Source organism: Chitinophaga sedimenti, assembly GCF_023156195.1.
Lineage (GTDB): Bacteria > Bacteroidota > Bacteroidia > Chitinophagales > Chitinophagaceae > Chitinophaga > Chitinophaga sedimenti.
In genome coordinates this window covers 5,356,980-5,377,045 of record NZ_JAKUKA010000001.1, presented here as the reverse complement: position 1 = coordinate 5,377,045, position 20,066 = coordinate 5,356,980, and the positions used below count along the sequence as shown (strand labels likewise).

The window sequence follows — 20,066 nt, the reverse complement described above, 5'->3', positions numbered from 1 at the left end:
TTAACCGAACTATGGGCGTAACGCAGGAGGACAAAGAACTTTTGGCATTATACCAGCAGCCTGGCACCAGGGAAAAAGGGTTTACCCTCATCGTCCAGAAATACCAGGAAAAGCTGTATTGGCACATTCGCCGCCTGGTGATCAACCACGAGGATGCCAATGACGTGCTGCAAAATGTGTTTATAAAAGTCTGGAAGAACCTGGAGAATTTCCGGGAAGACGCCCAATTATATACCTGGCTTTACAAGATAGCCACCAACGAAAGTCTGTCCTACCTGGAACAGCAAAAACGCAAATCCTCCGTATCGTTGTCCGATGTGGAAACGGGACTGGAAAATAAACTGAAGGCCGACAGCCAGTTCGACGCCAACAAACTTGAATGGAAGCTGCAAAAAGCTATCCTGGGGCTGCCTGAGAAGCAGCGCATTGTATTTAACCTGCGCTACTACGACGAAATGCCTTACGAACAGATGTCGAAAGTACTGGACACCTCCGAAGGCGCGTTGAAGGCTTCTTACCACCACGCTGTGAAAAAAATAGAAGAGTTTATGAAACAGGAATAAGCGTTTTTCCGAGAAAAAATGCCGGTCAGATTAAACGTAAAGCGCAAAAAGCTGTCAAAGCATCAATATAAAGCATGAAACAAGGGAAAGAAATAGTAGATGAACTGAAGGGGATTGCCCCGGAAATGCCCGTAACGGCCACGCCGTATAGCGTACCGGAAGGGTATTTCGACGCCTTCCCGGCAAAGCTCATGCAATTACTGCGGCAGGAAGAACAGGCTCCGGCATCGGTAGCGGAAGAACTCGAAAGTCTTTCGCCTTTCCTCGCCGGTTTACCGCGTAAAACCCCGTTTGAAGCACCCGCGGGGTACTTTAATCAACTGGGAATCAGCCTGAAAGCTATCACCGGCGCACCCGAAACCGGGAAGGTAGTGCCCATGAAGACGCCCGGCCGCGTTAAAACCATCAGGCGCATACTGGTGGCGGCAGGTGTGGCCGCTTTGTTGTCGGTAGGCGGATTGTATATGTTGCAAAACAATGGCAATATGGCCACCAAGATGGACAGGCAGCTGGCGGCGCTCAGCGACCAGGAAATTGAGGATTACCTGCAAAGCCACACCGACGATTTTGACGAAGAAGCCATTTTTGCGGCCGTGAGTAATGAAACCGTACTTCCCGCCGAGCTCGACGACATGCCGACCGACGCCCCGGAAGAGTACGTAGATGAGAACCTGATTAACGAAGCTAATTAATACTACATGAAGAAATTTTACCTCATATGGATGATGTCATTGATGCTCCTTGGTCAACTCCCCGCCGCTTTTGCGCAGGAGGTGGACAAAACGATCCAGACAAGGTGAAATCGCTGGAAATTGCTTACATCAGCAAAGAACTGAACCTGTCGCCCGAAGAAGCCCAGAAGTTCTGGCCCGTATATAACCGGTATTCCAAGGAAGTGGAACTGCTGATACAGGACCGCAAGCGCCAGGCGAAAGTGAATAAACAGCAAACACGGACTGATAATACGGGCGAAGACGCTACCGATGTGGAGTTGAGCTATGCCCGGAAAATGCTGGACATCAAAACGCGGTATAAGGATGAATTTCAAAAAGTAATTCCGCCACGTAAGGTAACCGACTTTTTCCGCTCCGAACGCGAGTTCCGGGGCATGATGATCCGTCAGCTAAAGGAAAGAAAAGAGAATCGCGGCATGCGCCGGCAAAGACAATAAATAACTGGTACGTTCGATTTTTTGTTTTAGGTAAAAAAGACCGTCTTATGTTGGAGACGGTCTTTTTTTTATTGTTGAAAGTAATGAGCTCTGACCTCCGTTACTTTTCCTGCTTCATTCAATACCATCAGTTCTGCAGCGAGGTTGTTGTTAACGCTCTTGTAGTATAACACCACCGAATTAACGCCTTCCAATACCGGAACAATTCGAAATGTAAGTCCGGGTACCCCTTCAGCGCCCTTTCAAAATAAGCCCGCAGGGAGCCTTTGTCTTTGATACACCCTGACGGATCATTGTTAACCCGCCGGATAAAGGGGGAGAAAAAAGTGATATCTTCTGCATAATGATGCATAATCGCATCCATGTCATGGCTATTCCAGGCGTTCAGCCATTCGTGAGCAAATTGAGCGGCGTTCATTTTTTTACTTAAAGATAAGTGGACTGCCGCAATGGATACCTACCGTTTTTAGTAAATGGCTTACTAAAATGTGCCGATCGGGGTTTTAACATCATGGTAGTAAAGAAACTGCCATCCTTCGGCGCGACCGCGCTCAATGAATTTTTGACGCCATTCCATACTTAATTTGCCATCATAATCGTACTTCGCGATAAACCGGCCACGCATCTGCGAAGCCTGGGGCGCCTCATCGCCCCCAAAAATATTTTATCCTCCCCATCGTCTATTAAGAACACTGGTGATACGGACAGTGTCCGCCAGTAAACTCGTAGTGAATATAACCGTCAATGGTGCCGTTATTATCGATGAACTGTACATTGTCGCGCTGGGGCAACAGGCCTACTTCATCGGCCAGGTAAGACTTACCATCCTGTTCAATGGCGTACTGCATTTCGCGGCCGTTTACGTAATAGGTGGCGTGCGGAAAACTAAGTGTACGCTCGCCGGTTACGGGATCTTTCGTACTTACGCCGCCCGCATGATCCTTGTGCAAATGGCTCATCAGTACCTTGGTAATTTCCAGTGGGTTGATGCCATTGTCGATCAGGTTCTGGTGCAGCTGCAGAATGCCGTCGTTGTTGCGGAAACCGAGACCGGTATCGCACAACAGGTAGTCTTTATCCGTAATAACCAGGAATGGTTGAATTTCGACCAGCAGGGCACCCGGGCCGCGTTGCTGCATAGTGTCCTTACTGCTGTCGTAGGGAACAAAAGCCTTTGTTCCGTCTACTGTAAAAGTTCCTTCCGAGAGTGGTATAATTCGTGCCATGCTGCTGCAAAAATACGGCTATCTGTCCAGAATAAACCGTCCCCTGTTGTCAATACCTCCCTGACCCGGACCTGCATACGCGGTATTCAGCGAATCCAGCTTCGACGGACATGAATAATGGAATACAAGCTTGTATTCTCTCCCGTGCTGTTTAACGCAAAACCATCTGCCGGTCGGCGTCGAGGCGCAGCATAATAAAGATGAGCATAGTGAACGTCATCAGCGAGGAACCGCCGTAACTCACCAGCGGTAGTGGAATACCGATTACCGGCGCCAAACCGATGGTCATCGCAACATTGATGGCCAGGTGAAAGAAGATAATACAGGCTACGCCGTATGCATACACCCGGCTGAACGTCGATCGCTGTCGTTCAGCGATCAGGATGATCCGTAAGAGCAGGGCTACATAAATACCAATAAATAACACAGAACCGAGGAAGCCAAAGTCTTCCCCAATGGTGCAAAAAATGAAGTCGGTACTTTGTTCGGGCACGAAGTCGAACCGGGTTTGCGTGCCTTTGAGATATCCTTTACCGAACAGGCCACCCGAACCGATGGCGATCATGCTCTGGCGCGTATTATAGGTAGCCTTGGGATCGTTTTCTTTACCCAGCATTACGTTGATACGTTTTACCTGGTAGTCTTTCAGCACCTTTGTAAAGGCGAACGGCACCACGATGGTCACAAAGGCGGAACAGAATGCCCATACCCCGATAATGACGAACAACCGCGATTTGCGCCGGCGTATCTCCCGTCTTGAAAAATAGATCGTAAGCGCCGCCAGCACGGTAAAGATGATAAAAGGATCATCTTATTATCCACCAATAGCGCCGATAACACCAATACGATCGCCGAAAATGCGATCACCAGCAATACCGAGGGCAATCCCTCGCGATACATTACCAGGAAGAAAGAGAAGTATACCAGTGCAAGACCGGTTTCATCCTGCAAAATGGTAATAACACAAGGTAACAGCGCAATCCCCGCTGCGATCAGCCTTGGCCTTAACTTGGTAAAATCGGTTTCGAGGGAAGAGAGGTATTTGGCCAGGGCCAGGTTGGTAAATAGTTTTGTAAGCTCCGCCGGCTGAAACTGGAAACCACCGATTTTGAGCCAGGAGTGCGAACCTTTCACGTCCTGCCCGATAGCCAGTACCAGCAGCAATAGCAATATACCTAACACATACAACAAATTGGCCGTGGCGGTGAAGAACTTACTGTCCATCAGCCAGATCAATGTTGCCAGCACCAGGGATACGCCCAACCACATAATCTGGCGCGCGTAGTTCTTGTTAAGGGTAATAATATTCTGCCAGATGTTATCGCCGTCGCGATGCTCTGCCGCGAATATGGAGAGCAGGCCGATAATTACCAGCGCAAAATAAAGACCGAGTATAGGCCAGTCGATCCCCTGGGTCAGTTTGGATTGTGAGCGGTTCATTTCTCGTTATTGATTCAGTATAAATCTGCCTCGGCTGTCTACACCCGTGCGGCCGGAACCGGCATAGGCGGTGTTCATGGAATCCAGTTTGGACTTAGCACGAATCGCGGCGACATGGTATTGTCGGTCAGCATTTTTGCATCATTGCCTGGCGCTTGGGCGTCAGTGCAATGGTGTCATTCAAATATTTCTCCATCATCAAACTGGCGATGGGGGCTGCGTAAGTAGCACCGAAACCGCCGTTTTCAATGATTACGCAAATGGCGATTTTCGGATTTACGCGGGGGCGAAGGCTACGAATACGGAGTGGTCCTTCAGTTTGGTGAGTACGCCGTTTACTTTCGCCTGGTTTTCCGCCGTACCGGTTTTGCCGCTCACTTCAATACCGTCGATGGCGGCAATGCGGCCGGTACCGCTGGTTACCACGTCCGCCATACCCAGCTTCACCGCCTCGTAGGCATCGTCCGATACGTTGGCCACCTGGTGCCGCTCTTTGTATTTCTTAAGGATATCTGATTTGTCATTATCTACACTTTCCACGAAATGCGGGATGTAGTAGTAGCCTTTATTGGCGATAATACACATCGCATTGGCCATTTGCAGCGGCGTGGTTACTACCGCGCCCTGGCCCATGCCCACGTACAGCTCGGAGCAGGAGTTCCACTGCCCGCGGTACCGCCTGTTGATTTCCGCCGTATCGGCCACCGTGCCTGTATATTCGCCCGGAATATCGATGCCCAGCCGATGACCAAGCCCGAAGGAGCGCATATACTCCGCCCATTTATGGTGACCATTTTTAACCCCGCCCCACTTGGGTGCATCCACCGCTAACCGGTACAGGTGCACGAAGTAAGCGTTACAGGAGTTAGCGATCGCCAGGCGCAGGTTGGCCGCGTGGCCAGGATTACTGTGCGTACAGCGGATAAACTTACCACAGTTAGCATAACCGCCATGACAGGGAAATCCGTAGTCCTTCGTGATCACCCCCTCGTCCAGCGCCATCAGCGCGGTGAGTGGCTTCATGGAGGAACCGGGTGGATAAATTGCCTGCATACCGCGGTTCAGCATTGGGTATACCGTATCTACAAATAGCTTGTTGAAGTTTTACACCCATAGAACCCGTCAGCAGGTTCGGGTCGAACGTGGGGCCGCTCACCATGGCGAGTACACCGCCGGTTTGCGGATCGATGGCTACTATCGAGCCGATTTTATTTTTCAGGAACTTTTCGCCGAGGGCCTGCAGTTCAATGTCCAGTGCCAGGCGGAGGTTTTTGCCGGCCACGGCGGCAGTATCGAATTCACCGTTTTCCAGCGGGCCCTGCGGGCGGTTCAGGTTGTCTTTTACAAGATACTGGATACCACGCTGGCCCATTAACACCTTTTCGTAGGAAGCTTCAAGGCCGGTACGGCCAATGAAATCGCCCATGTTGTAGTCGGCCCAGCGTTGCATGGAATCCTGCAACATAAAAGGAGGTACCTCGCCGATGTAACCGAGAATGTTGGCGGCCGCATGGTACGGGTACGACCGTACGGGGCGCAGCACGAGCTCAAACCCCGGCTGGAACATATACATGCTTTCCGGAGCTTGCCATACATTTCAGGTGGCATCAGCGGGAAAAACACCGATTGGCGCACACGCCCGTTTTTACGGATCGCGTCGTTCACACGGCGGATAAATTCTTCCTTATCGATACCGACTACCTGGCAAAAATAAGCCGTGTCAATCCTTTTCACGTTGGCAGGCGTCACCATGAGATCATACAGGGCATCGTTACCGAGGATGCTGCGGCCTTTACGGTCGTAGATAATGCCACGGTCGGGGTACACCACTTTGCGCAACACCGCGTTGGCATCGGCCAGTTTGGAATACTTCTTATCGACCAATTGTAGAAAGCACAATCTCACCACGATAATGGTCACCATCCCGAGGATGATCATCTGTATGACTCTTTGTCTGGGCTGATTATAAACGGACATGGACAGTAAAATGCAGAGACTAAAGCAACGAATTTACAAAATATGGCGCAGCGTTCCCGCGGCGTTGGCATTCATTTAACATGCTCCTACTTCCCGGCGAAGAACAGTAACTCGTAAATGAGGATCAACACCAGGCTGGCGGCCGTGCTCACTAATATCTTCAGCAACAAATAAAAAGGTGCGCTAAAGCTGAACACCTCGAGGCTGAAATATACTATGTTGTGCAGGAACACCAGTATCGAAACATAAATGGCAAACTGGGAAGGGCCCATGCTGGTAATGGACGGCGTTTTCTGCGCTACCTCAAAACCGCCCTGTGGCGACAGTACATTGAGTATAAAAGGGCGCAGGTACGCGATAAACACACAGGCCGCGGCATGAATGCCCATGGTATCCATGAACATATCGAGGCTGAGACCCAGTAAGAGGCCCAGCAGCTGAACTGCGGGACGGGGAAGATTAAAAGGCAGCAGCAGGATGAACAACATGTAGATATAGGGATTCACCAGGTTGTGAATGATCACCTGGTTTAACACAAGTACCTGCAGTAACAACAGCAGCACAAAGCGGATAATATTTCTTAACAGTACGCTCATCTCTTATTTTAACTGCTTGTAGGTAGAATCTTCCAATTTTTTCTGCTCGTCCTTCAGCAGGTTATCGATCACATATACATATTGCAGGTTGAAGAAGTTGGTGGCGAGCTTCAGCCTGATGGTATAGGCGGTGCTGGACTTATCGGCCAGCGAATAACTTTCTATATAACCGATATGGATATTTTCGGGGAAGAGGGCGGAAAAGCCGCTGGTCACCACCGTATCGCCGGCTTTGATCTTCGCGCTTTTGGGCACGTCCTTCATGATGGCATGGCCACCGTCTTTGCCATCCCAGATCACCGTACCCATTTCGCGGGAAGTGAACAGGCGGGCGCTGAAGCCGAATGCAGCGCTTTTGGAGGCGGAGAGCAGGGAAATTACGGTCGCATAGTTTTCACTCACATTCCGCACTACCCCTACGACACCGCTGGGCCCCACCACACCCATATTGGGTTTGATGCCGTATTTGCTGCCGCGGTTGATAGTCAGGTAGTTGATTTCGCGGGTTACACTGTTGTTGATCACCTTTGCTTCGAGCCAGTGGTAGCGGCGTACTTCCGTGCCGATCACACGGTGCATGGTATCATTACTGTACTTGCGAACGGTGTCTGTTTTAAGGATGTGCGTGGTGTCGAAGGTATTGAATGACGTCAGCAGTTCGTTGTGCAGGCGCGCGTTTTCTCTTACCAGGCTGTCGTTGGTAGATTTTAGATGGAAGTAATACTGTACGTCGTTTTGCCAGGTATACAACCGGCCGCTCATGTTGTTGGAAGAGTTGACGTATACCGTGCGCTGGTAATTGTTGTTACGAAACACGAAGGCAATACATATCACTTCCAGCAGCAAGAACAGAAAAAGTTGAAATACCGCCTGAAGAAAATAATGAGATTACGCACCTGATAAAAATATAGATTCCGGAACTGCAGGCTTTGCAGTTCCGGAACTTGAAGGAATTATTGCATCAAGAAAGGATACTTACCGATATGTTTCAGGGCAATGCCGGTTCCCCTAACTACCGCTCGCAGCGGGTCGTCTGCTACATGTACGGGCAGTTTAATTTTTTGGGAGAGGCGTTTGTCCGGCCACGCAGCAAGGCGCCACCACCGGTGAGGTACAAACCGCGACGGTAAATGTCGGATGCCAGCTCGGGAGGAGTTGTTTCCAACGCCTTCAGAATAGCTTCCTCTATTTTGAAAATTGATTTATCGAGGGCTTCTGCAATCTCCTGGTAAGATACCATGATTTGTTTCGGTATACCGGTAACAAGGTCACGACCGTTTACAGCGATATCATCTGGTGGATTATCCAGTTCTTTCAACGCGGAACCGATCTGGATCTTGATCTGTTCGGCCGTCCTTTCACCGATCAACAGGCTATGGTAGCGGCGCAGGGCTTCCATGATATCGGAGGTGAACTCGTCACCCGCGATACGGATACTCTGGTCGCACACGATACCTGCAAGGGCTATCACAGAAATACCGGTGGTGCCACCGCCTATATCGATAATCATGTTACCCACAGGCTCCTCCACATCGATACCAATACCGAGTGCGGCAGCCATAGGCTCATGAATCAGGTAAACTTCTTTTGCACCGGCCTGTTCGGCAGAGTCGCGCACCGCGCGTTTTTCTACCTCGGTGATACTGGAAGGTATACAAATCACCATTCGCCAGCTGGGGGCAAACAAAGGCTTTTTAGGGTAGACCATCTTGATCAGCTCCCTAAGCATGCCTTCAGCTGCGTTAAAGTCGGCAATAACCCCGTCTTTCAGGGGACGTATGGTGCGAAGGTACTCGTGCGTCTTCTCGTGCATCATCATCGCTTTCTTGCCCACGGCAACGATCTTGCCGCTGGCTCTCTCGATGGCGACGATGGAGGGTTCGTCCACTACCACCGAATCGTTGTGTATGATCAACGTATTCGCGGTGCCCAGGTCTATCGCTATTTCCTGTGTTAAAAAATTAAAGAAGCCCATTGTTTGATACGGTCAAAAGAATTAGATATGCAAAAATGATTAATTCCAACGAATATACGATGCAAAAAGCTTAAAGTATAAAGATTTTTTTATAGTATGAAGCCCTGCTAGATATTCTTTTCCGTTTTAACGGAATAAAGTCGATTTAATTGCTGCATTACCCGGTAATACGGATCCGAATTTCGTATACAACAAGTTGTTATACAAATTCATAGCCAATATCGCGGCGGTAGTACCTGCCATCAAAATGGATGCTTTCGGCGGTTTGCTTCGAATGCGCCAGCGCCACGTGCAGGTCGGCGGCCAGCGAGGTAACGGTTAACACCCTTCCCCGTTGGTTAACACTTTACTGCCTTCGGCTTTGGTACCTGCGTGAAATACCAGCTGGTCGGCCTGCGCTTCGGGTATACCGGTAATCTCCTTTCCTTTTTCATAAGCCTCCGGGTAACCGCCCGCTACCAGCATTACGGTAGCTGCCGCACGCGGATCTTCGTAGATCGTTTGCGCATCCAGCGTGCCATTATGCAGCGCAGTGAACAGTTCCAGCAGGTCGTTCTGCAAACGGGGCATCACCACCTCTGTTTCGGGGTCGCCCATGCGGCAGTTGTACTCGATCACGAAAGGTTTGCCTTCAACACTGATCAAACCCACAAACACAAACCCTTTGTACGTGATGTTTTCCTTTGCCAGGCCCTCCACCGTAGGACGAACGATCGTTTCCTCTACCTCGTCCATAAAGGCTTTGCCCGCAAACGGCACCGGGGAAATAGCGCCCATACCGCCCGTGTTGAGGCCGGTATCGCCTTCGCCAATGCGTTTGTAATCTTTTGCAGCAGGAAGAATTTTATACGATTTACCGTCGGTCAGCACAAAAACGGAGAGTTCAATCCCGGTAAGGAACTGTTCTACCACCACTTTTTGCTGGCGTCGCCGAACTTGGCGTCTTTGATCATTTGCGCAAACTCGGCCAGTGCTTCTTCATGCGTGGTCGCGATTACCACCCCTTGCCAGCCGCCAGGCCATCGGCTTTCAGTACGATGGGCAGCGCATGTTGCTTCAGATAAGCAACACCTTCCTCGTAATTAGCCTCGCTGAACTCGCGGTAAGCAGCAGTGGGAATGTTGTGACGGAGCATGAACTCCTTGGCGAAAGCCTTGCTGCCTTCCAGCTGTGCACCCACTTTAGACGGGCCCACTACAGGAATATGCTGCAGCGCCGGGTCTTGCGTAAAAAGTCGTAAACGCCGTGTACCAGCGGGTCTTCGGGGCCCACTACCAATAGCTCTATTTTATTGTCAATACAGAATTGCTTCATTGTCTCGAAATCGGTGCCGGCAATGTTCACATTGGTACCGTACTGGGCCGTGCCCGCATTGCCCGGGGCAATAAACAAACCGGTGCATTGTGTGCTCTGTGACATTTTCCAGGCCAGCGCATGTTCGCGGCCGCCGCTTCCAAGTAATAATATCTTCATAATGTTATTAAAATAGTATTCCCTCCGCCAACCGGCGTACTTTTCAAGGTCGTGCGCCAATCCATCCTTTTAAGGATCAATCAGCCGGGATATGGACATGAAAAATGGGGAATTAGATTTTTTTGCAAAGAAAGAGTAAAAATGTGCAAATGCCTTATTTTTTTAGCTGGAAAGCCGAATTTATTTAACTTACGCCCCGCATCCGTGACCCTGGAACAATAAAACGCAGCTTAATAACTAAAAAACAGCTATAACAAAATCGACCATTATGAATCAAATTGCTACGCCTAAGGGGCATCCAAAGGGCTTGTACGTGTTGTTTGCGACAGAGATGTGGGAGCGGTTCAACTACTACGGCATGAGGGCTATCCTCATTTATTTTATGACGGACGCGCTGTTGTTCAACTACCCTTTCGCCTCTAACCTTTATGGCGGGTATACCGGACTGGTTTATCTGACTCCGCTGGTGGGTGGATTTATCGCCGACCGCTATTGGGGTAACAGAAATTCCATCATCCTGGGCGGCCTTGTTATGGCGCTGGCGGAATTTATACTATTTGGCTGCGCCAGTATTTATAACTCCTCCCCGCAGATAGCCTCGGTACTCTTTTATACGGGCTTAGGCACCATGATCGTGGGTAACGGCTTCTTCAAACCGAACATATCTTCCATGGTGGGGCAATTGTACCCAGACCAGGACAAGCGTCTGGATGCAGCTTACACGGTATTTTACATGGGTATCAACGTAGGTGGAATGCTGGGCCCCTTCATCTGCGGCCTCGTGGGCAACACCGGCAATCCTGCCGACTTTAAATGGGCATTCCTGGCCGCGGGCGTTGGTATGTTGCTGAGCGTAATTACCTTCCGTGCGTTGAAAGACAAATACATTGTGTCTCACACCGGCGCTCCTGTTGGCGAAGTGCCAGCGCATATGAAAGAATCCAAACACTTCCTGAAAAACCCGGTATCTATCCGGTAATTCTCGGCCTGTTAGTTTTCGCTGCTGTCTGTATCGGCCTCCTGTACCTTCACGCCTCCAAAATCCTGGATATCACCTGGTTACTGGTAGGATCTTTCATCGTAATCATGTATGTCATCTTCTCAGATAAAAGTCTTTCTAAGATAGAAAAAGACCGTATCTGGGTCATCCTCATCCTCTCCTTCTTCGTGATCTTCTTCTGGGGCGCGTTTGAACAGGCGGGTAACTCCCTGTCCGTATTCGCTAAAGATCAGACAGAACGCCGCATCAGCTGGTTGAACTTCACAGTTCCACCATCCTGGTTCCAGTCGTTGAACTCTGCTTTCGTAGTGCTTTTTGCGCCTATGTTTGCTGCTATCTGGATTTTCCTGGGCAAACGCAAAGCAGAGCCTAACTCGCCCACCAAAATGGCGCTTGGTTTGTTCCTGCTCGCGGTAGGTTACCTGGTAATTGCGGTGGGTGTAGATGGTTTGCCGGCAGATAAGAAAGCCAGCATGCTGCTATTAACCAGTATGTACGCATTACATACCTGGGGCGAACTTTGCTTATCTCCTATCGGTTTATCACTGGTAAATAAGCTCTCCCCCTCCGTTTTGGCTCGCTGCTGATGGCGGTATGGTTCATGGCCAACGCAGCGGCGAACGTACTAGCGGGTAAACTGGGAGCGCTGTATCCGACAAATGGCTCGGTAACCAACTTTATGGGTTACCAGATGACCAGTATGTACGACTTCTTTATGTTGTTCGTATACATGGCCGGTATCGCTGCCCTTATCCTGTTTTTCCTCGTACGCTGGCTGAACAAGCTGATGCACGGCGTGAGATAATACTCTTTTTATACTGATAGAAAAGGAGTTACCTTCCACGGTAGCTCCTTTTTTGTATATTTTGCCACATACCACCACCACCTGATATGAGTCTCAACTTTAAGCCCTTCGTTTCCCCGGAAACAAACATGAAAGAATTTACCCTTAAGTCGGTCCTGATGGGCTGCATTTTCGGGATTATCTTCGGCGCCGCCAACGTATACCTTGCCTTAAAAGCCGGCCTTACGGTATCGGCCTCCATTCCCATTGCCGTAATGGCCATCACGCTGGGCAGGCGCTTTTCAAAACCAGCATCCTCGAAAACAACATCATTCAAACCACCGGCTCCGCCGGCGAATCCATTGCCTCCGGCGTGGCGTTTACGCTTCCTGGCTTCCTGTTCCTGTCGCTGAACGAAGCGGGCGTGAGCCAGGGCGCTACTTATTTCAATTACTGGACGATACTGATACTCGCGGTATTGGGCGGCCTGATCGGCACGCTGCTTATGATCCCCCTGCGCAAATCGCTTATCGTTAAGGAACATGCCACACTCCCCTACCCGGAAGGCACCGCCTGTGCATCAGTGCTTAAAGCTGGTGAAAAAGGCGGCGACTTCGCCAAAACAGCATTCCTCGGATTGGGCTTCGCGGTGGTATATGCATTCTTCCAACGCGTACTGCACGTGATTTCAGAGGCGCCTTCGTTTGTTACGGGCCGTACGAACAAATACTACCCCGCCGCGGAAATAGGCGGTGAAATTACGCCGGAGTATCTTGGCGTGGGGTACATCATCGGCCCCCGCATCTGCGGCGTGCTCGTAGCCGGCGGCGTGCTGTCATGGCTGGCGCTCATTCCCCTGCTGGCCTCCCTCGTACCACACGATATGATTGCCCTGCAACTTGTGAAACTCGGACAACTGGCCAGCCTCGATACGCCTAATGCCCGTTTCGGCTGGGATCCTGCCACACATACGTTCGATAACCTGTCGAACGCCGTATACCAGGCCTATGTAAAACAAATTGGCGCGGGTGCGGTAGCAGCCGGTGGGTTTATCACGCTGATCAAAACCATTCCTACGATCATCAACTCATTTAAGGGAAGCCTTGGTTCCATCAATAAAGGGGCAGACGAAACATCGCGCCTGCGCACGGAAAAAGACCTGTCCATGAAAGTGGTAGTGGTTGGCGTGATAGGACTGATCCTTGCCATGTCGCTGATTACGCTGCTGCCAGGCGATTCGTTCTGGCAACGCCTGCTGATCGGCGTACTGGTCGTATTGTTCGGCGCGTTTTTCGTGACGGTGAGCAGCCGCATCGTGGGACTTATCGGCACCACTAACAACCCCGTATCCGGCATGACCATCGCAACGATCATGGGCACCTGTCTCATTTTCCTGGCAGTGGGCTGGTCTGGTAAAGCGTATGAGCCGATGGCCCTCGTTGTAGGCGGCATCATTTGTATCGCGGCGGCAAATGCCGGTAATACATCCCAGGATTTGAAAACCGGCTTCCTGCTGGGCGCCACACCGCGGTATCAGCAGATCGCGCTGTTCATTGGCGCCATCGTATCGGCCTTTGTTGTGGGCTGGACCGTACACATACTCGACACGCCAACGAGAGAAATGGTGGCGAACGGCACCATGCACGCCATTGGCACCAAAGAATTTTCGGCGCCGCAGGCTACGCTGATGGCAGTACTGATCAAAGGTATCCAGTCCGGCGGGCTCGACTGGCAATTTATCATCGTGGGCGCGGCGATCGCGATTACGGTGGAACTGTGTGGCATCAGCTCATTATCCTTTGCGGTGGGCGCTTATCTGCCTTTGTCCACTACCCTGCCGATATTTGTGGGCGGTGCTATCCGTGGACTGATCGACTGGCAGCGTAAAAAGAAGGGTATTAACCTGACGCCTGAAGAGGAAGAACTGGGGCGCGGCAACCTGTTCGCGACGGGCCTGGTAGCCGGCGGCGCCATTGCCGGCGTGGTCGTAGCCGTATTAACCGTGAACGAGAACGCGGCGGCCGCGCTGGAAAGCGCAAGCCTGCAGCAAGCCATTGAAGCCCACCTGGGTAATGGCGGCTACCAGTTGCTGGCAGCCCCGGCCTTTGGATTCATGGGATGGGTACTTTACCGCATCGCGAAAAAGTTCCGAAGAAGCTGGAAGCGTAACCGGTTTATTTCACCCATCAACCTAAAAAAGAAAAAACGTAGCCGGAATGCAATAAAAACGCCCCGGCTACGTATATAATATCAGTTATATATATTACATTTGAAGTAAAATAAGGACCACCTATGCGCCGTAGATTGATGCCACTTGGAGTAGTGCTTGTAACCCTCTTTTTGTTTTCCTGTACCAAAGAAAGTACGGAACCGCCTACCCGCAGATTTATTTCCTTCCAGATGGATGGAATACCATACGTGACCGAATTGAATTCGGCTTTGCTGTTCCTGCCGACCAGCCCGGATCCTCAATATAATTTTTCCGCCCTGCATGCCACTGCGGTAAACGAAGGCGGTACAAGAACGGTATTATCGCTCAGAAGCGAAGAAGCCGAACTGAAACCAGGCACCTACAACAGCACCAAAGCAGGTAACACATTTGATGTGCTGTTGCTGCAACAAGGCAACCAGCTGACCGCCGACGATCAAACGGGCAATATGACCTTTACGATCCGCGCCAAGTCAGATTCTACCATCGAAGGCGGCTTCGCCGGCACGGTGATAGACGCATTCGGCGACACGCGCACGATTACGAAAGGCGCCTTCCGCATCGTATACACATCTTACTAAATAAAAAAATCCGAAGCCTTTACGCTTCGGATTTTTTTATTTTATACAAAGTTCAGTCGTTCGTACTTATGCTGCAGGATCGCGGCATCGTCTGCACCCAGCCAGTTACCCAACAGCGTTGCATACACGCTTTTGAAGTCTACCTTATATTTCAGGTCGCCCTCCGACAGGTCCGTTAAATCCGGGCCATCATTCAATATTCCTTTCTGTTTTAAACCACCGCCGATCAGGAACATGTTGTTCGCCGTGCCATGGTCGGTACCACCGCTGGCGTTCTGCGCTACGCGGCGGCCAAACTCCGAGAACGTCATCACCACCACATCCTGGAACCGGTTATTCTTTTTCAGGTCGTCTGTAAACACTTTCACCGCCTCGTCCAGCTGCTCGAACAACCTTTTCTGCTGCCCGTCCTGCCCCACATGCGTATCGAAGCTGCCATGCGATACATAATACACGCTCGTATTAATATCGGTCATCAACAGCTCTGCGATCGTTTTCAAATTTTTGCCCAAAGCGGAATTAGGGTAAGGCGCTTTCGATTTGTACGTTTTATACTGGCTCTGGATGTATGATGCGGAGGAAATGGTTTCGGCCATCGTTTTATACAGGTAGTCTGCGTTGTCGTGCTCATCATGCCCGTGCTGCTGCTGGTTTTGCAGGAGCGATTTAAAGTAACGTTCGTTGCTCGTCCCGAACAACCGTGTGGGGTCCGTTAACGCAAGTCCTTTTACCTGGTCGCCTTTTAAGGCAAGGCTCAGCGTATCGTCAATCTCCAGTGCCTGCGTGGGTTTGTCGCACCCCTTACACTGTGCATCCAGGTAACGGCCAATCCACCCACTGCCCCAGTAGTCCTTACTCTCACTGGCGGTATGCCAGATGTCCATGGAGCGGAAGTGCGAACGGTCGGGGTTCGGGTACCCTACATTATTGAGTATCGAGAGATTGCCTTCATCATATAACGCTTTAAACGTTTTCAGCGATGGATGGATGCCGAGGTCATCGTTCAGCCCCAGCGCAGCTTCGCGCTTGATGCCGAGGGCCGGACGGTTTTTATAATAAATATCATTGCGGTAAGGAATGATCGTGTTCAGGCCATCGTTGCCGCCTGAAAGCTGGATTACCACCAATACTTTATTACCGGGAGGCACGAGTTGCCCGGTTTCAAAGGCCTTCAGAAATTTAGGCAGCATCAGTGAAGCCGAAGCCAATGAGCCTACCTGCAAAAAACGGCGTCTGTTTACAATTAACATAAGACGAATATTTTGATGATTAACACAGCTGGTATTCAGGCGTGCTCATGACGTCGATCGTCACGGTTTTAATATAGTTTTCGCGGCTGGTGGCATCCGCATATTTATCCAGGAAGGTTTTGTCGAGGCTCTTGTTCTTCAGCAACAATGTGCCTGCGATGGTTTCCGCCAATTGCTCCCGCGACACGTCTTTATACCCTTCTACATAAGGCTTCCAGTCTATCTGCGCGTTCACTTTTTTGGCATACTGCCGCTTCAGGAAATCGTTGATCTCCAGCGTCATTTTATAATTCTTGCCCTCACCCATTTCCGGTGTAATTTCCTTGGGCCGGATATTAAACTCCTGTGAATACAGCACGATCTGCGGCACCCGCATACGGAACATCAGGCTGGAGCTATCGATCCAGCTTCGGCCACCGGGCCAGCCGGCCACGTTGGGGGATAAAACAATGTTTGGCCGAGCACCCGCTGAAACAGCAACATCGTTTCCTCCTGTTCAAACTGCATGGGAATGGCGCGACGCAGGCCCACGATCAGTTCTACCGGCGATTTGATAATGGCACCCACGTTCTTCTCTTCATAAAACCAGTCGCCCATGTAAATTTCCTGCATCAGCGACTTGATATCGTAATTAGATTGGTAAAACTTGTTCGCGAGTTCGTTGATGCGCGCCTCATCCGGCGTATCGTTCACGAAATAGCGGTAAATCTTGCCCGTAATATATTTCGCGGTTTGTTTGTTCTCCAGCAATAACTGCAGCACATCTTCCCCGTAAAATTTCCTTTTTTACCGAGGATGGTTTTCTCCCCGTCATCATGCACTTTCTGCCGGAACTGGAACTCGCCCATATCGTCGAAACTCCAGCCGGTAAAGGCACGTGCAGCCTCCTTGATATCTTTTTCAGTGTAATTACCGCGGCCCATCGTAAACAGTTCCATCACTTCGCGGGCGAAGTTTTCGTTGGGGCGTTGCTTGCGGTTCTGCTGGTTGTTCAAAAACTGCAACATGGCCGAGCTTTTGGACACACCGGTCAGCAGGTCGCCAAAGTTACCCAGGGCATGGGTGCGGATTACATCGAGCAGTTTTTGATTGTAGAGCACATTTTGTGTGCGGCAGGCAAAGTGCCCGTGCCAGAAAAGCGCCATTTTTTCGCGCAACGGGTGATTGGTGCGGATCATGGCGTTCATCCACGATACGTTCAGGTCTTTAATCCCGTCTGTATTGAGTTTCTGCACCGTCCGGCGCTCTTCCTCATTCATGCTTTTGAGGCGCTTGTAGTCGGGCAGATCGGTCTCGTTGATCACCCGCAGTTCCTCCATTTCCTTATCCTGGCCGGCCAGTATCTTTTTGACGGTGTCTTTCCGCTTCCTTTTGCCCCAACCTTCGATCACGGGAAGGTTCTCGCCGAAACCGGCGCGCCAGGCGAGGTGCTGCATTTGTAATTTTTCAGGGACCAGGGCCATATGAACAGATTTAAGGATATGACTGTGAGAATGCTTCGAAGTTTAATGGGCCAATGTTAACAAATGATGTCCAAATATTATTCCAGACCACTTTATGTTAGGGTTATTTTTCCGGGGACCGGCACCTGTTCTGCGCTCAGCCCCCGTTTATCACTCACTTCAACGATAACACTTTTTACTAATACTGCTCCATCTCCGTATCTACCAGCACCGACCAGGCATGAATCCCCCGGTCACATTATACACCTCCCGGAATCCCGCCTTCAGCAGTTGCTGCGCCACCATCTGGCTCCGCATTCCATGATGACAGAGCACCGCCACCGGCTCGTTCGCCGAAAGCCGCGCCAGCTGCGGCACTACAAAATGCATCGGGATGTGTACCGCGCCTTCGATATGACAAATGGCCCATTCGTCCGGCTCGCGCACATCCAGCAACTGGAACTTCCGTCCCTCCTGACGCCACCGCGCCAGCTCCTCCACGTCCAATGATTGCAGTGTGGGCGGCGCTTCGCAGGCGCCCTGGTTATACGACGCCTGTAAAGCTTTGATCTGCAGGTTCGCCGGCACCGGCCCGAAATGGAATAACTGGTGGTCGTTCTGCAAAATATGAATGGTCAGCAATTGATTGGTCAGCGGCAAGCCAATACCACACACAATTTTCACGACTTCATTCGTCATGTAGCTGCCTACGATGCCGGGTAAAATACCCAGCACCCCCAATTCATTGCAATCGAGCCGCTCGCCTTCGCCGGGGGCATCGGGGAACAGGCAGCGATAAGTGGCGCTACCTTTGAAGTTGAACACGCTTACCTGTCCTTCGTACTGGTAAATAGCGCCATACACCAGCGGCTTCCCGGCCATTACGCAGGCATCGTTCACCAGGTAACGTGTGCCGAAATTATCGGAACAATCCACCACCACATCGTACTGCGAAATGATTTCCAAGGCGTTATGTGGCAAAATGAAGGTATCCCAGGCATCGAACCGGACTTCGGGATTCAACGCCTTTAATTTATTAACCGCCACGGTCAGCTTGGATTTGCCGGCGTCGCGGGTATCGTATAATACTTGTCGTTGCAGGTTGGTGATAGACACAGTGTCATGTTCCACGATGCCAATGCGGCCAATGCCCATAGCCGTCAGGTATTGCAATACCGGCGTACCCAGGCCGCCCGCGCCGATTACCAGCACAGCTCCCTGTTGTAACAAAGCCTGCTTCTCCGGGCCAAAATCTTTCAGCCGCGTTTGTCTGTCGTATCGTTGCATGTTTATCTTTTTAACAATTACCAGGATTTGCCGTCCGCCTGCAACTCCCTGAAAATACGCACCAGCGCGCTGTCCGCCACGCCATCTGCATGATAAAACTGACTCTTTTGCACATACTCGATGCGGTTCTTCAAATCGGGGTGACTGCTCAACCACTCCGACGGTGCTGCACCACCTTCCTGTCCTAATGTTTTAAACAGGCCTACAAAACCTTCGCCACCAATATTCCGCTCATGCAGCAGTTCCAGGCCGTTCAGGTCCGCCTCGCGTTCCAGGCTGCGGGAGTATTGCAGGTTTTTAAGCTGTGCGCGTTTTCCACTACAACACCGGCCACTCCTGTCAGATCGCCGAATACCAGCGACAACATCACATACGTGCCCATACTGCGGAACATGGTTTTGGTCGTATGCCGCAGCTCCACATGCGAGTATTCATGCGAAAGCAGCGCGGCCAGTTCGCCCGGACCTTTCATCTGCTTAATTAATTTATCATACACCACGATGTGCCCACCCGGTACCGCAAACGCATTCAGCTGATCGTCCTTCACTACGGTGATGCGGATATCATACGCGGTCTTTATCTTCAGTTGTTTAAAGAAATCGTTCGCCAGCTTCGTTTTGTCCGGCAACACGGTGTATTGTCCCACCAGTTGCTTATACGCATTATCGCCCAGTGTTTTTCGTACGACACGGGAACGGCCATGGCGGCTCTGCCGGCCAGCCAGGGTACGATCCAGAAGTACAATGCGATGAGCAGCATAATGAACACCCCCACCATGCTCACCAGTGCGGTAACAGCCTTGTTGCTGCGTTCGGGTTTACCTATTACCTTCCGGCGCTTGTCCACCTCCGCTGCAAAATCGGACGATACAATTTCCAGTCGTTGGGCGGGGTAACCAGCATACGACAGGACCACATCTCCCCCAATCATTTTATCCACCACTATTTTTTCCCAGAACCAGAACACGTTGCGGGGATTACCATGTTCATCTTTTAACCCGATTTGTAATTTATTGCTGGCAAAGGAAAGCCCGGCCTGTTGCGGCTCGGCTGTGTCGTAAAAGTATTTACCGGTAAAGGTCTGCATGAACGG

General features: G+C 50.8%; 22 protein-coding genes and 5 pseudogenes. 8 read left to right on the top strand and 19 right to left on the bottom strand.

Translation table 11 applies throughout. The annotated features are described in order from the left end of the window. Positions 1-11: 11 nt before the first annotated feature. From MKQ70_RS30850 to MKQ70_RS30840, 3 genes are all read left to right on the top strand, one after another. On the top strand, positions 12-563 hold the full coding sequence (locus MKQ70_RS30850) for an RNA polymerase sigma factor (protein WP_248078337.1): 552 nt from the start codon (positions 12-14) through the stop codon (positions 561-563). Between the two features lie 74 nt (positions 564-637). Beyond that, positions 638-1,255: a hypothetical protein gene (locus tag MKQ70_RS30845; protein ID WP_248078335.1), complete on the top strand. Its 618-nt coding sequence runs from the start codon at positions 638-640 to the stop codon at positions 1,253-1,255. Positions 1,256-1,281: 26 nt separating this feature from the next. Then, positions 1,282-1,734 (top strand): hypothetical protein, encoded by a 453-nt coding sequence (locus MKQ70_RS30840; RefSeq protein WP_248078333.1) that lies wholly within the window; start codon positions 1,282-1,284, stop codon positions 1,732-1,734. A 127-nt stretch (positions 1,735-1,861) separates the two neighbouring features. Here the strand turns inward: MKQ70_RS30840 and MKQ70_RS42935 are convergent, their stop codons facing one another. The 13 genes and pseudogenes from MKQ70_RS42935 to MKQ70_RS30800 all read right to left on the bottom strand — a co-directional run bounded on the left by MKQ70_RS42935 (position 1,862) and on the right by MKQ70_RS30800 (position 10,421). Continuing rightward, positions 1,862-2,086, bottom strand: coding sequence for a nuclear transport factor 2-like protein (locus tag MKQ70_RS42935; protein ID WP_372490161.1), 225 nt, complete (start codon positions 2,084-2,086; stop codon positions 1,862-1,864). 331 nt (positions 2,087-2,417) lie between these two features. Beyond that, entirely contained in the window at positions 2,418-2,960 is a 543-nt protein-coding gene (locus MKQ70_RS30835) for an MBL fold metallo-hydrolase (protein ID WP_248078331.1), read from the bottom strand. A gap of 151 nt (positions 2,961-3,111) precedes the next feature. Then, positions 3,112-3,747, bottom strand: a complete 636-nt coding sequence (gene rodA, locus MKQ70_RS40145) for a rod shape-determining protein RodA (protein ID WP_308199270.1) — start codon at positions 3,745-3,747, stop codon at positions 3,112-3,114. Then, positions 3,642-4,400 carry a rod shape-determining protein RodA gene (gene rodA, locus MKQ70_RS40140; protein WP_282456889.1) on the bottom strand — a complete coding sequence of 253 codons (759 nt, stop codon included), beginning with the start codon at positions 4,398-4,400 and terminating at the stop codon, positions 3,642-3,644. Before rodA (MKQ70_RS40140) ends, rodA (MKQ70_RS40145) begins: the two co-directional genes overlap by 106 nt. 276 nt (positions 4,401-4,676) lie before the next feature. Beyond that, complete coding sequence (locus tag MKQ70_RS40135) at positions 4,677-5,423, bottom strand: penicillin-binding transpeptidase domain-containing protein (protein ID WP_282456888.1); 747 nt, start codon at positions 5,421-5,423, stop codon at positions 4,677-4,679. Then, positions 5,338-5,967 (bottom strand): penicillin-binding transpeptidase domain-containing protein, encoded by a 630-nt coding sequence (locus MKQ70_RS40130; RefSeq protein WP_282456887.1) that lies wholly within the window; start codon positions 5,965-5,967, stop codon positions 5,338-5,340. Before MKQ70_RS40130 ends, MKQ70_RS40135 begins: the two co-directional genes overlap by 86 nt. A gap of 89 nt (positions 5,968-6,056) precedes the next feature. After that, a pseudogene (locus tag MKQ70_RS43940) lies at positions 6,057-6,323 on the bottom strand (penicillin-binding protein 2); the annotation flags it as partial. Positions 6,324-6,463: 140 nt separating this feature from the next. Beyond that, positions 6,464-6,973, bottom strand: a complete 510-nt coding sequence (locus MKQ70_RS30820; protein WP_248078329.1) for a rod shape-determining protein MreD — start codon at positions 6,971-6,973, stop codon at positions 6,464-6,466. A gap of 3 nt (positions 6,974-6,976) precedes the next feature. Beyond that, positions 6,977-7,840, bottom strand: a pseudogene (gene mreC / locus MKQ70_RS30815) (rod shape-determining protein MreC); the annotation flags it as partial. 169 nt (positions 7,841-8,009) lie between these two features. Then, positions 8,010-8,948 carry a rod shape-determining protein gene (locus MKQ70_RS30810; protein ID WP_443657858.1) on the bottom strand — a complete coding sequence of 313 codons (939 nt, stop codon included), beginning with the start codon at positions 8,946-8,948 and terminating at the stop codon, positions 8,010-8,012. A 199-nt stretch (positions 8,949-9,147) separates the two neighbouring features. Then, positions 9,148-9,860, bottom strand: a pseudogene (locus tag MKQ70_RS30805) (phosphoribosylamine--glycine ligase). Between the two features lie 82 nt (positions 9,861-9,942). Next, the gene (locus tag MKQ70_RS40120) at positions 9,943-10,143 is read right to left on the bottom strand and encodes a hypothetical protein (RefSeq protein ID WP_308199268.1); all 201 of its coding nucleotides are present in this window, start codon (positions 10,141-10,143) and stop codon (positions 9,943-9,945) included. Next, complete coding sequence (locus MKQ70_RS30800; RefSeq protein ID WP_248078325.1) at positions 10,143-10,421, bottom strand: phosphoribosylamine--glycine ligase N-terminal domain-containing protein; 279 nt, start codon at positions 10,419-10,421, stop codon at positions 10,143-10,145. Before MKQ70_RS30800 ends, MKQ70_RS40120 begins: the two co-directional genes overlap by 1 nt. Before the next feature lie 268 nt (positions 10,422-10,689). Here MKQ70_RS30800 and MKQ70_RS30795 point away from each other — a divergent pair, with 268 nt between their 5' ends. The 5 genes and pseudogenes from MKQ70_RS30795 to MKQ70_RS30775 all read left to right on the top strand — a co-directional run bounded on the left by MKQ70_RS30795 (position 10,690) and on the right by MKQ70_RS30775 (position 14,995). Continuing rightward, complete coding sequence (locus tag MKQ70_RS30795) at positions 10,690-11,400, top strand: peptide MFS transporter (RefSeq protein WP_248078324.1); 711 nt, start codon at positions 10,690-10,692, stop codon at positions 11,398-11,400. A 107-nt stretch (positions 11,401-11,507) separates the two neighbouring features. Beyond that, on the top strand, positions 11,508-12,008 hold the full coding sequence (locus MKQ70_RS30790) for a POT-type proton-dependent oligopeptide transporter (RefSeq protein WP_248078322.1): 501 nt from the start codon (positions 11,508-11,510) through the stop codon (positions 12,006-12,008). Next, on the top strand, positions 12,008-12,226 hold the full coding sequence (locus tag MKQ70_RS30785) for a hypothetical protein (protein ID WP_248078320.1): 219 nt from the start codon (positions 12,008-12,010) through the stop codon (positions 12,224-12,226). The genes MKQ70_RS30790 and MKQ70_RS30785 overlap by 1 nt, the downstream gene beginning before the upstream one ends. Before the next feature lie 86 nt (positions 12,227-12,312). Beyond that, a pseudogene (locus MKQ70_RS30780) lies at positions 12,313-14,453 on the top strand (OPT family oligopeptide transporter). A 44-nt stretch (positions 14,454-14,497) separates the two neighbouring features. Further along, positions 14,498-14,995 carry a hypothetical protein gene (locus tag MKQ70_RS30775; RefSeq protein ID WP_248078318.1) on the top strand — a complete coding sequence of 166 codons (498 nt, stop codon included), beginning with the start codon at positions 14,498-14,500 and terminating at the stop codon, positions 14,993-14,995. 41 nt (positions 14,996-15,036) lie between these two features. Here MKQ70_RS30775 and MKQ70_RS30770 read toward each other — a convergent pair whose 3' ends face one another. The 6 genes and pseudogenes from MKQ70_RS30770 to MKQ70_RS30750 all read right to left on the bottom strand — a co-directional run bounded on the left by MKQ70_RS30770 (position 15,037) and on the right by MKQ70_RS30750 (position 20,060). Beyond that, positions 15,037-16,185: a DUF1501 domain-containing protein gene (locus MKQ70_RS30770; RefSeq protein WP_248078316.1), complete on the bottom strand. Its 1,149-nt coding sequence runs from the start codon at positions 16,183-16,185 to the stop codon at positions 15,037-15,039. A gap of 79 nt (positions 16,186-16,264) precedes the next feature. Next, positions 16,265-17,681, bottom strand: a pseudogene (locus tag MKQ70_RS30765) (DUF1800 domain-containing protein). A 228-nt stretch (positions 17,682-17,909) separates the two neighbouring features. Further along, positions 17,910-18,974, bottom strand: coding sequence for a HesA/MoeB/ThiF family protein (locus MKQ70_RS30760; protein WP_248078314.1), 1,065 nt, complete (start codon positions 18,972-18,974; stop codon positions 17,910-17,912). A gap of 17 nt (positions 18,975-18,991) precedes the next feature. Next, positions 18,992-19,213, bottom strand: a complete 222-nt coding sequence (locus MKQ70_RS43935; RefSeq protein ID WP_504909803.1) for a hypothetical protein — start codon at positions 19,211-19,213, stop codon at positions 18,992-18,994. A gap of 14 nt (positions 19,214-19,227) precedes the next feature. Continuing rightward, positions 19,228-19,605 carry a M48 family metallopeptidase gene (locus tag MKQ70_RS30755; RefSeq protein WP_248078312.1) on the bottom strand — a complete coding sequence of 126 codons (378 nt, stop codon included), beginning with the start codon at positions 19,603-19,605 and terminating at the stop codon, positions 19,228-19,230. Then, positions 19,557-20,060: a hypothetical protein gene (locus tag MKQ70_RS30750; RefSeq protein WP_248078310.1), complete on the bottom strand. Its 504-nt coding sequence runs from the start codon at positions 20,058-20,060 to the stop codon at positions 19,557-19,559. Before MKQ70_RS30750 ends, MKQ70_RS30755 begins: the two co-directional genes overlap by 49 nt. Between the last annotated feature and the right edge of the window lie 6 nt (positions 20,061-20,066).

What these genes read in the sequence shown, in the direction of transcription:
- MKQ70_RS30800 (WP_248078325.1), bottom strand. Translation starts at nt 10,421, where the DNA reads ATGAAGATATTATTACTTGGAAGCGGCGGCCGCGAACATGCGCTGGCC.
- MKQ70_RS30795 (WP_248078324.1), top strand. Translation starts at nt 10,690, where the DNA reads ATGAATCAAATTGCTACGCCTAAGGGGCATCCAAAGGGCTTGTACGTG.
- MKQ70_RS30810 (WP_443657858.1), bottom strand. Translation starts at nt 8,948, where the DNA reads ATGGGCTTCTTTAATTTTTTAACACAGGAAATAGCGATAGACCTGGGC.
- MKQ70_RS30835 (WP_248078331.1), bottom strand. Translation starts at nt 2,960, where the DNA reads ATGGCACGAATTATACCACTCTCGGAAGGAACTTTTACAGTAGACGGA.
- rodA (WP_282456889.1), bottom strand. Translation starts at nt 4,400, where the DNA reads ATGAACCGCTCACAATCCAAACTGACCCAGGGGATCGACTGGCCTATA.
- MKQ70_RS30850 (WP_248078337.1), top strand. Translation starts at nt 12, where the DNA reads ATGGGCGTAACGCAGGAGGACAAAGAACTTTTGGCATTATACCAGCAG.
- MKQ70_RS30770 (WP_248078316.1), bottom strand. Translation starts at nt 16,185, where the DNA reads ATGCTGCCTAAATTTCTGAAGGCCTTTGAAACCGGGCAACTCGTGCCT.
- MKQ70_RS30845 (WP_248078335.1), top strand. Translation starts at nt 638, where the DNA reads ATGAAACAAGGGAAAGAAATAGTAGATGAACTGAAGGGGATTGCCCCG.
- MKQ70_RS30750 (WP_248078310.1), bottom strand. Translation starts at nt 20,060, where the DNA reads ATGCAGACCTTTACCGGTAAATACTTTTACGACACAGCCGAGCCGCAA.
- MKQ70_RS30840 (WP_248078333.1), top strand. Translation starts at nt 1,282, where the DNA reads ATGGATGATGTCATTGATGCTCCTTGGTCAACTCCCCGCCGCTTTTGC.
- MKQ70_RS40130 (WP_282456887.1), bottom strand. Translation starts at nt 5,967, where the DNA reads ATGTTCCAGCCGGGGTTTGAGCTCGTGCTGCGCCCCGTACGGTCGTAC.
- MKQ70_RS40135 (WP_282456888.1), bottom strand. Translation starts at nt 5,423, where the DNA reads ATGAAGCCACTCACCGCGCTGATGGCGCTGGACGAGGGGGTGATCACG.
- MKQ70_RS30820 (WP_248078329.1), bottom strand. Translation starts at nt 6,973, where the DNA reads ATGAGCGTACTGTTAAGAAATATTATCCGCTTTGTGCTGCTGTTGTTA.
- MKQ70_RS42935 (WP_372490161.1), bottom strand. Translation starts at nt 2,086, where the DNA reads ATGCATCATTATGCAGAAGATATCACTTTTTTCTCCCCCTTTATCCGG.
- MKQ70_RS30760 (WP_248078314.1), bottom strand. Translation starts at nt 18,974, where the DNA reads ATGCAACGATACGACAGACAAACGCGGCTGAAAGATTTTGGCCCGGAG.
- MKQ70_RS30790 (WP_248078322.1), top strand. Translation starts at nt 11,508, where the DNA reads ATGTATGTCATCTTCTCAGATAAAAGTCTTTCTAAGATAGAAAAAGAC.
- MKQ70_RS30775 (WP_248078318.1), top strand. Translation starts at nt 14,498, where the DNA reads ATGCGCCGTAGATTGATGCCACTTGGAGTAGTGCTTGTAACCCTCTTT.
- MKQ70_RS30785 (WP_248078320.1), top strand. Translation starts at nt 12,008, where the DNA reads ATGGCGGTATGGTTCATGGCCAACGCAGCGGCGAACGTACTAGCGGGT.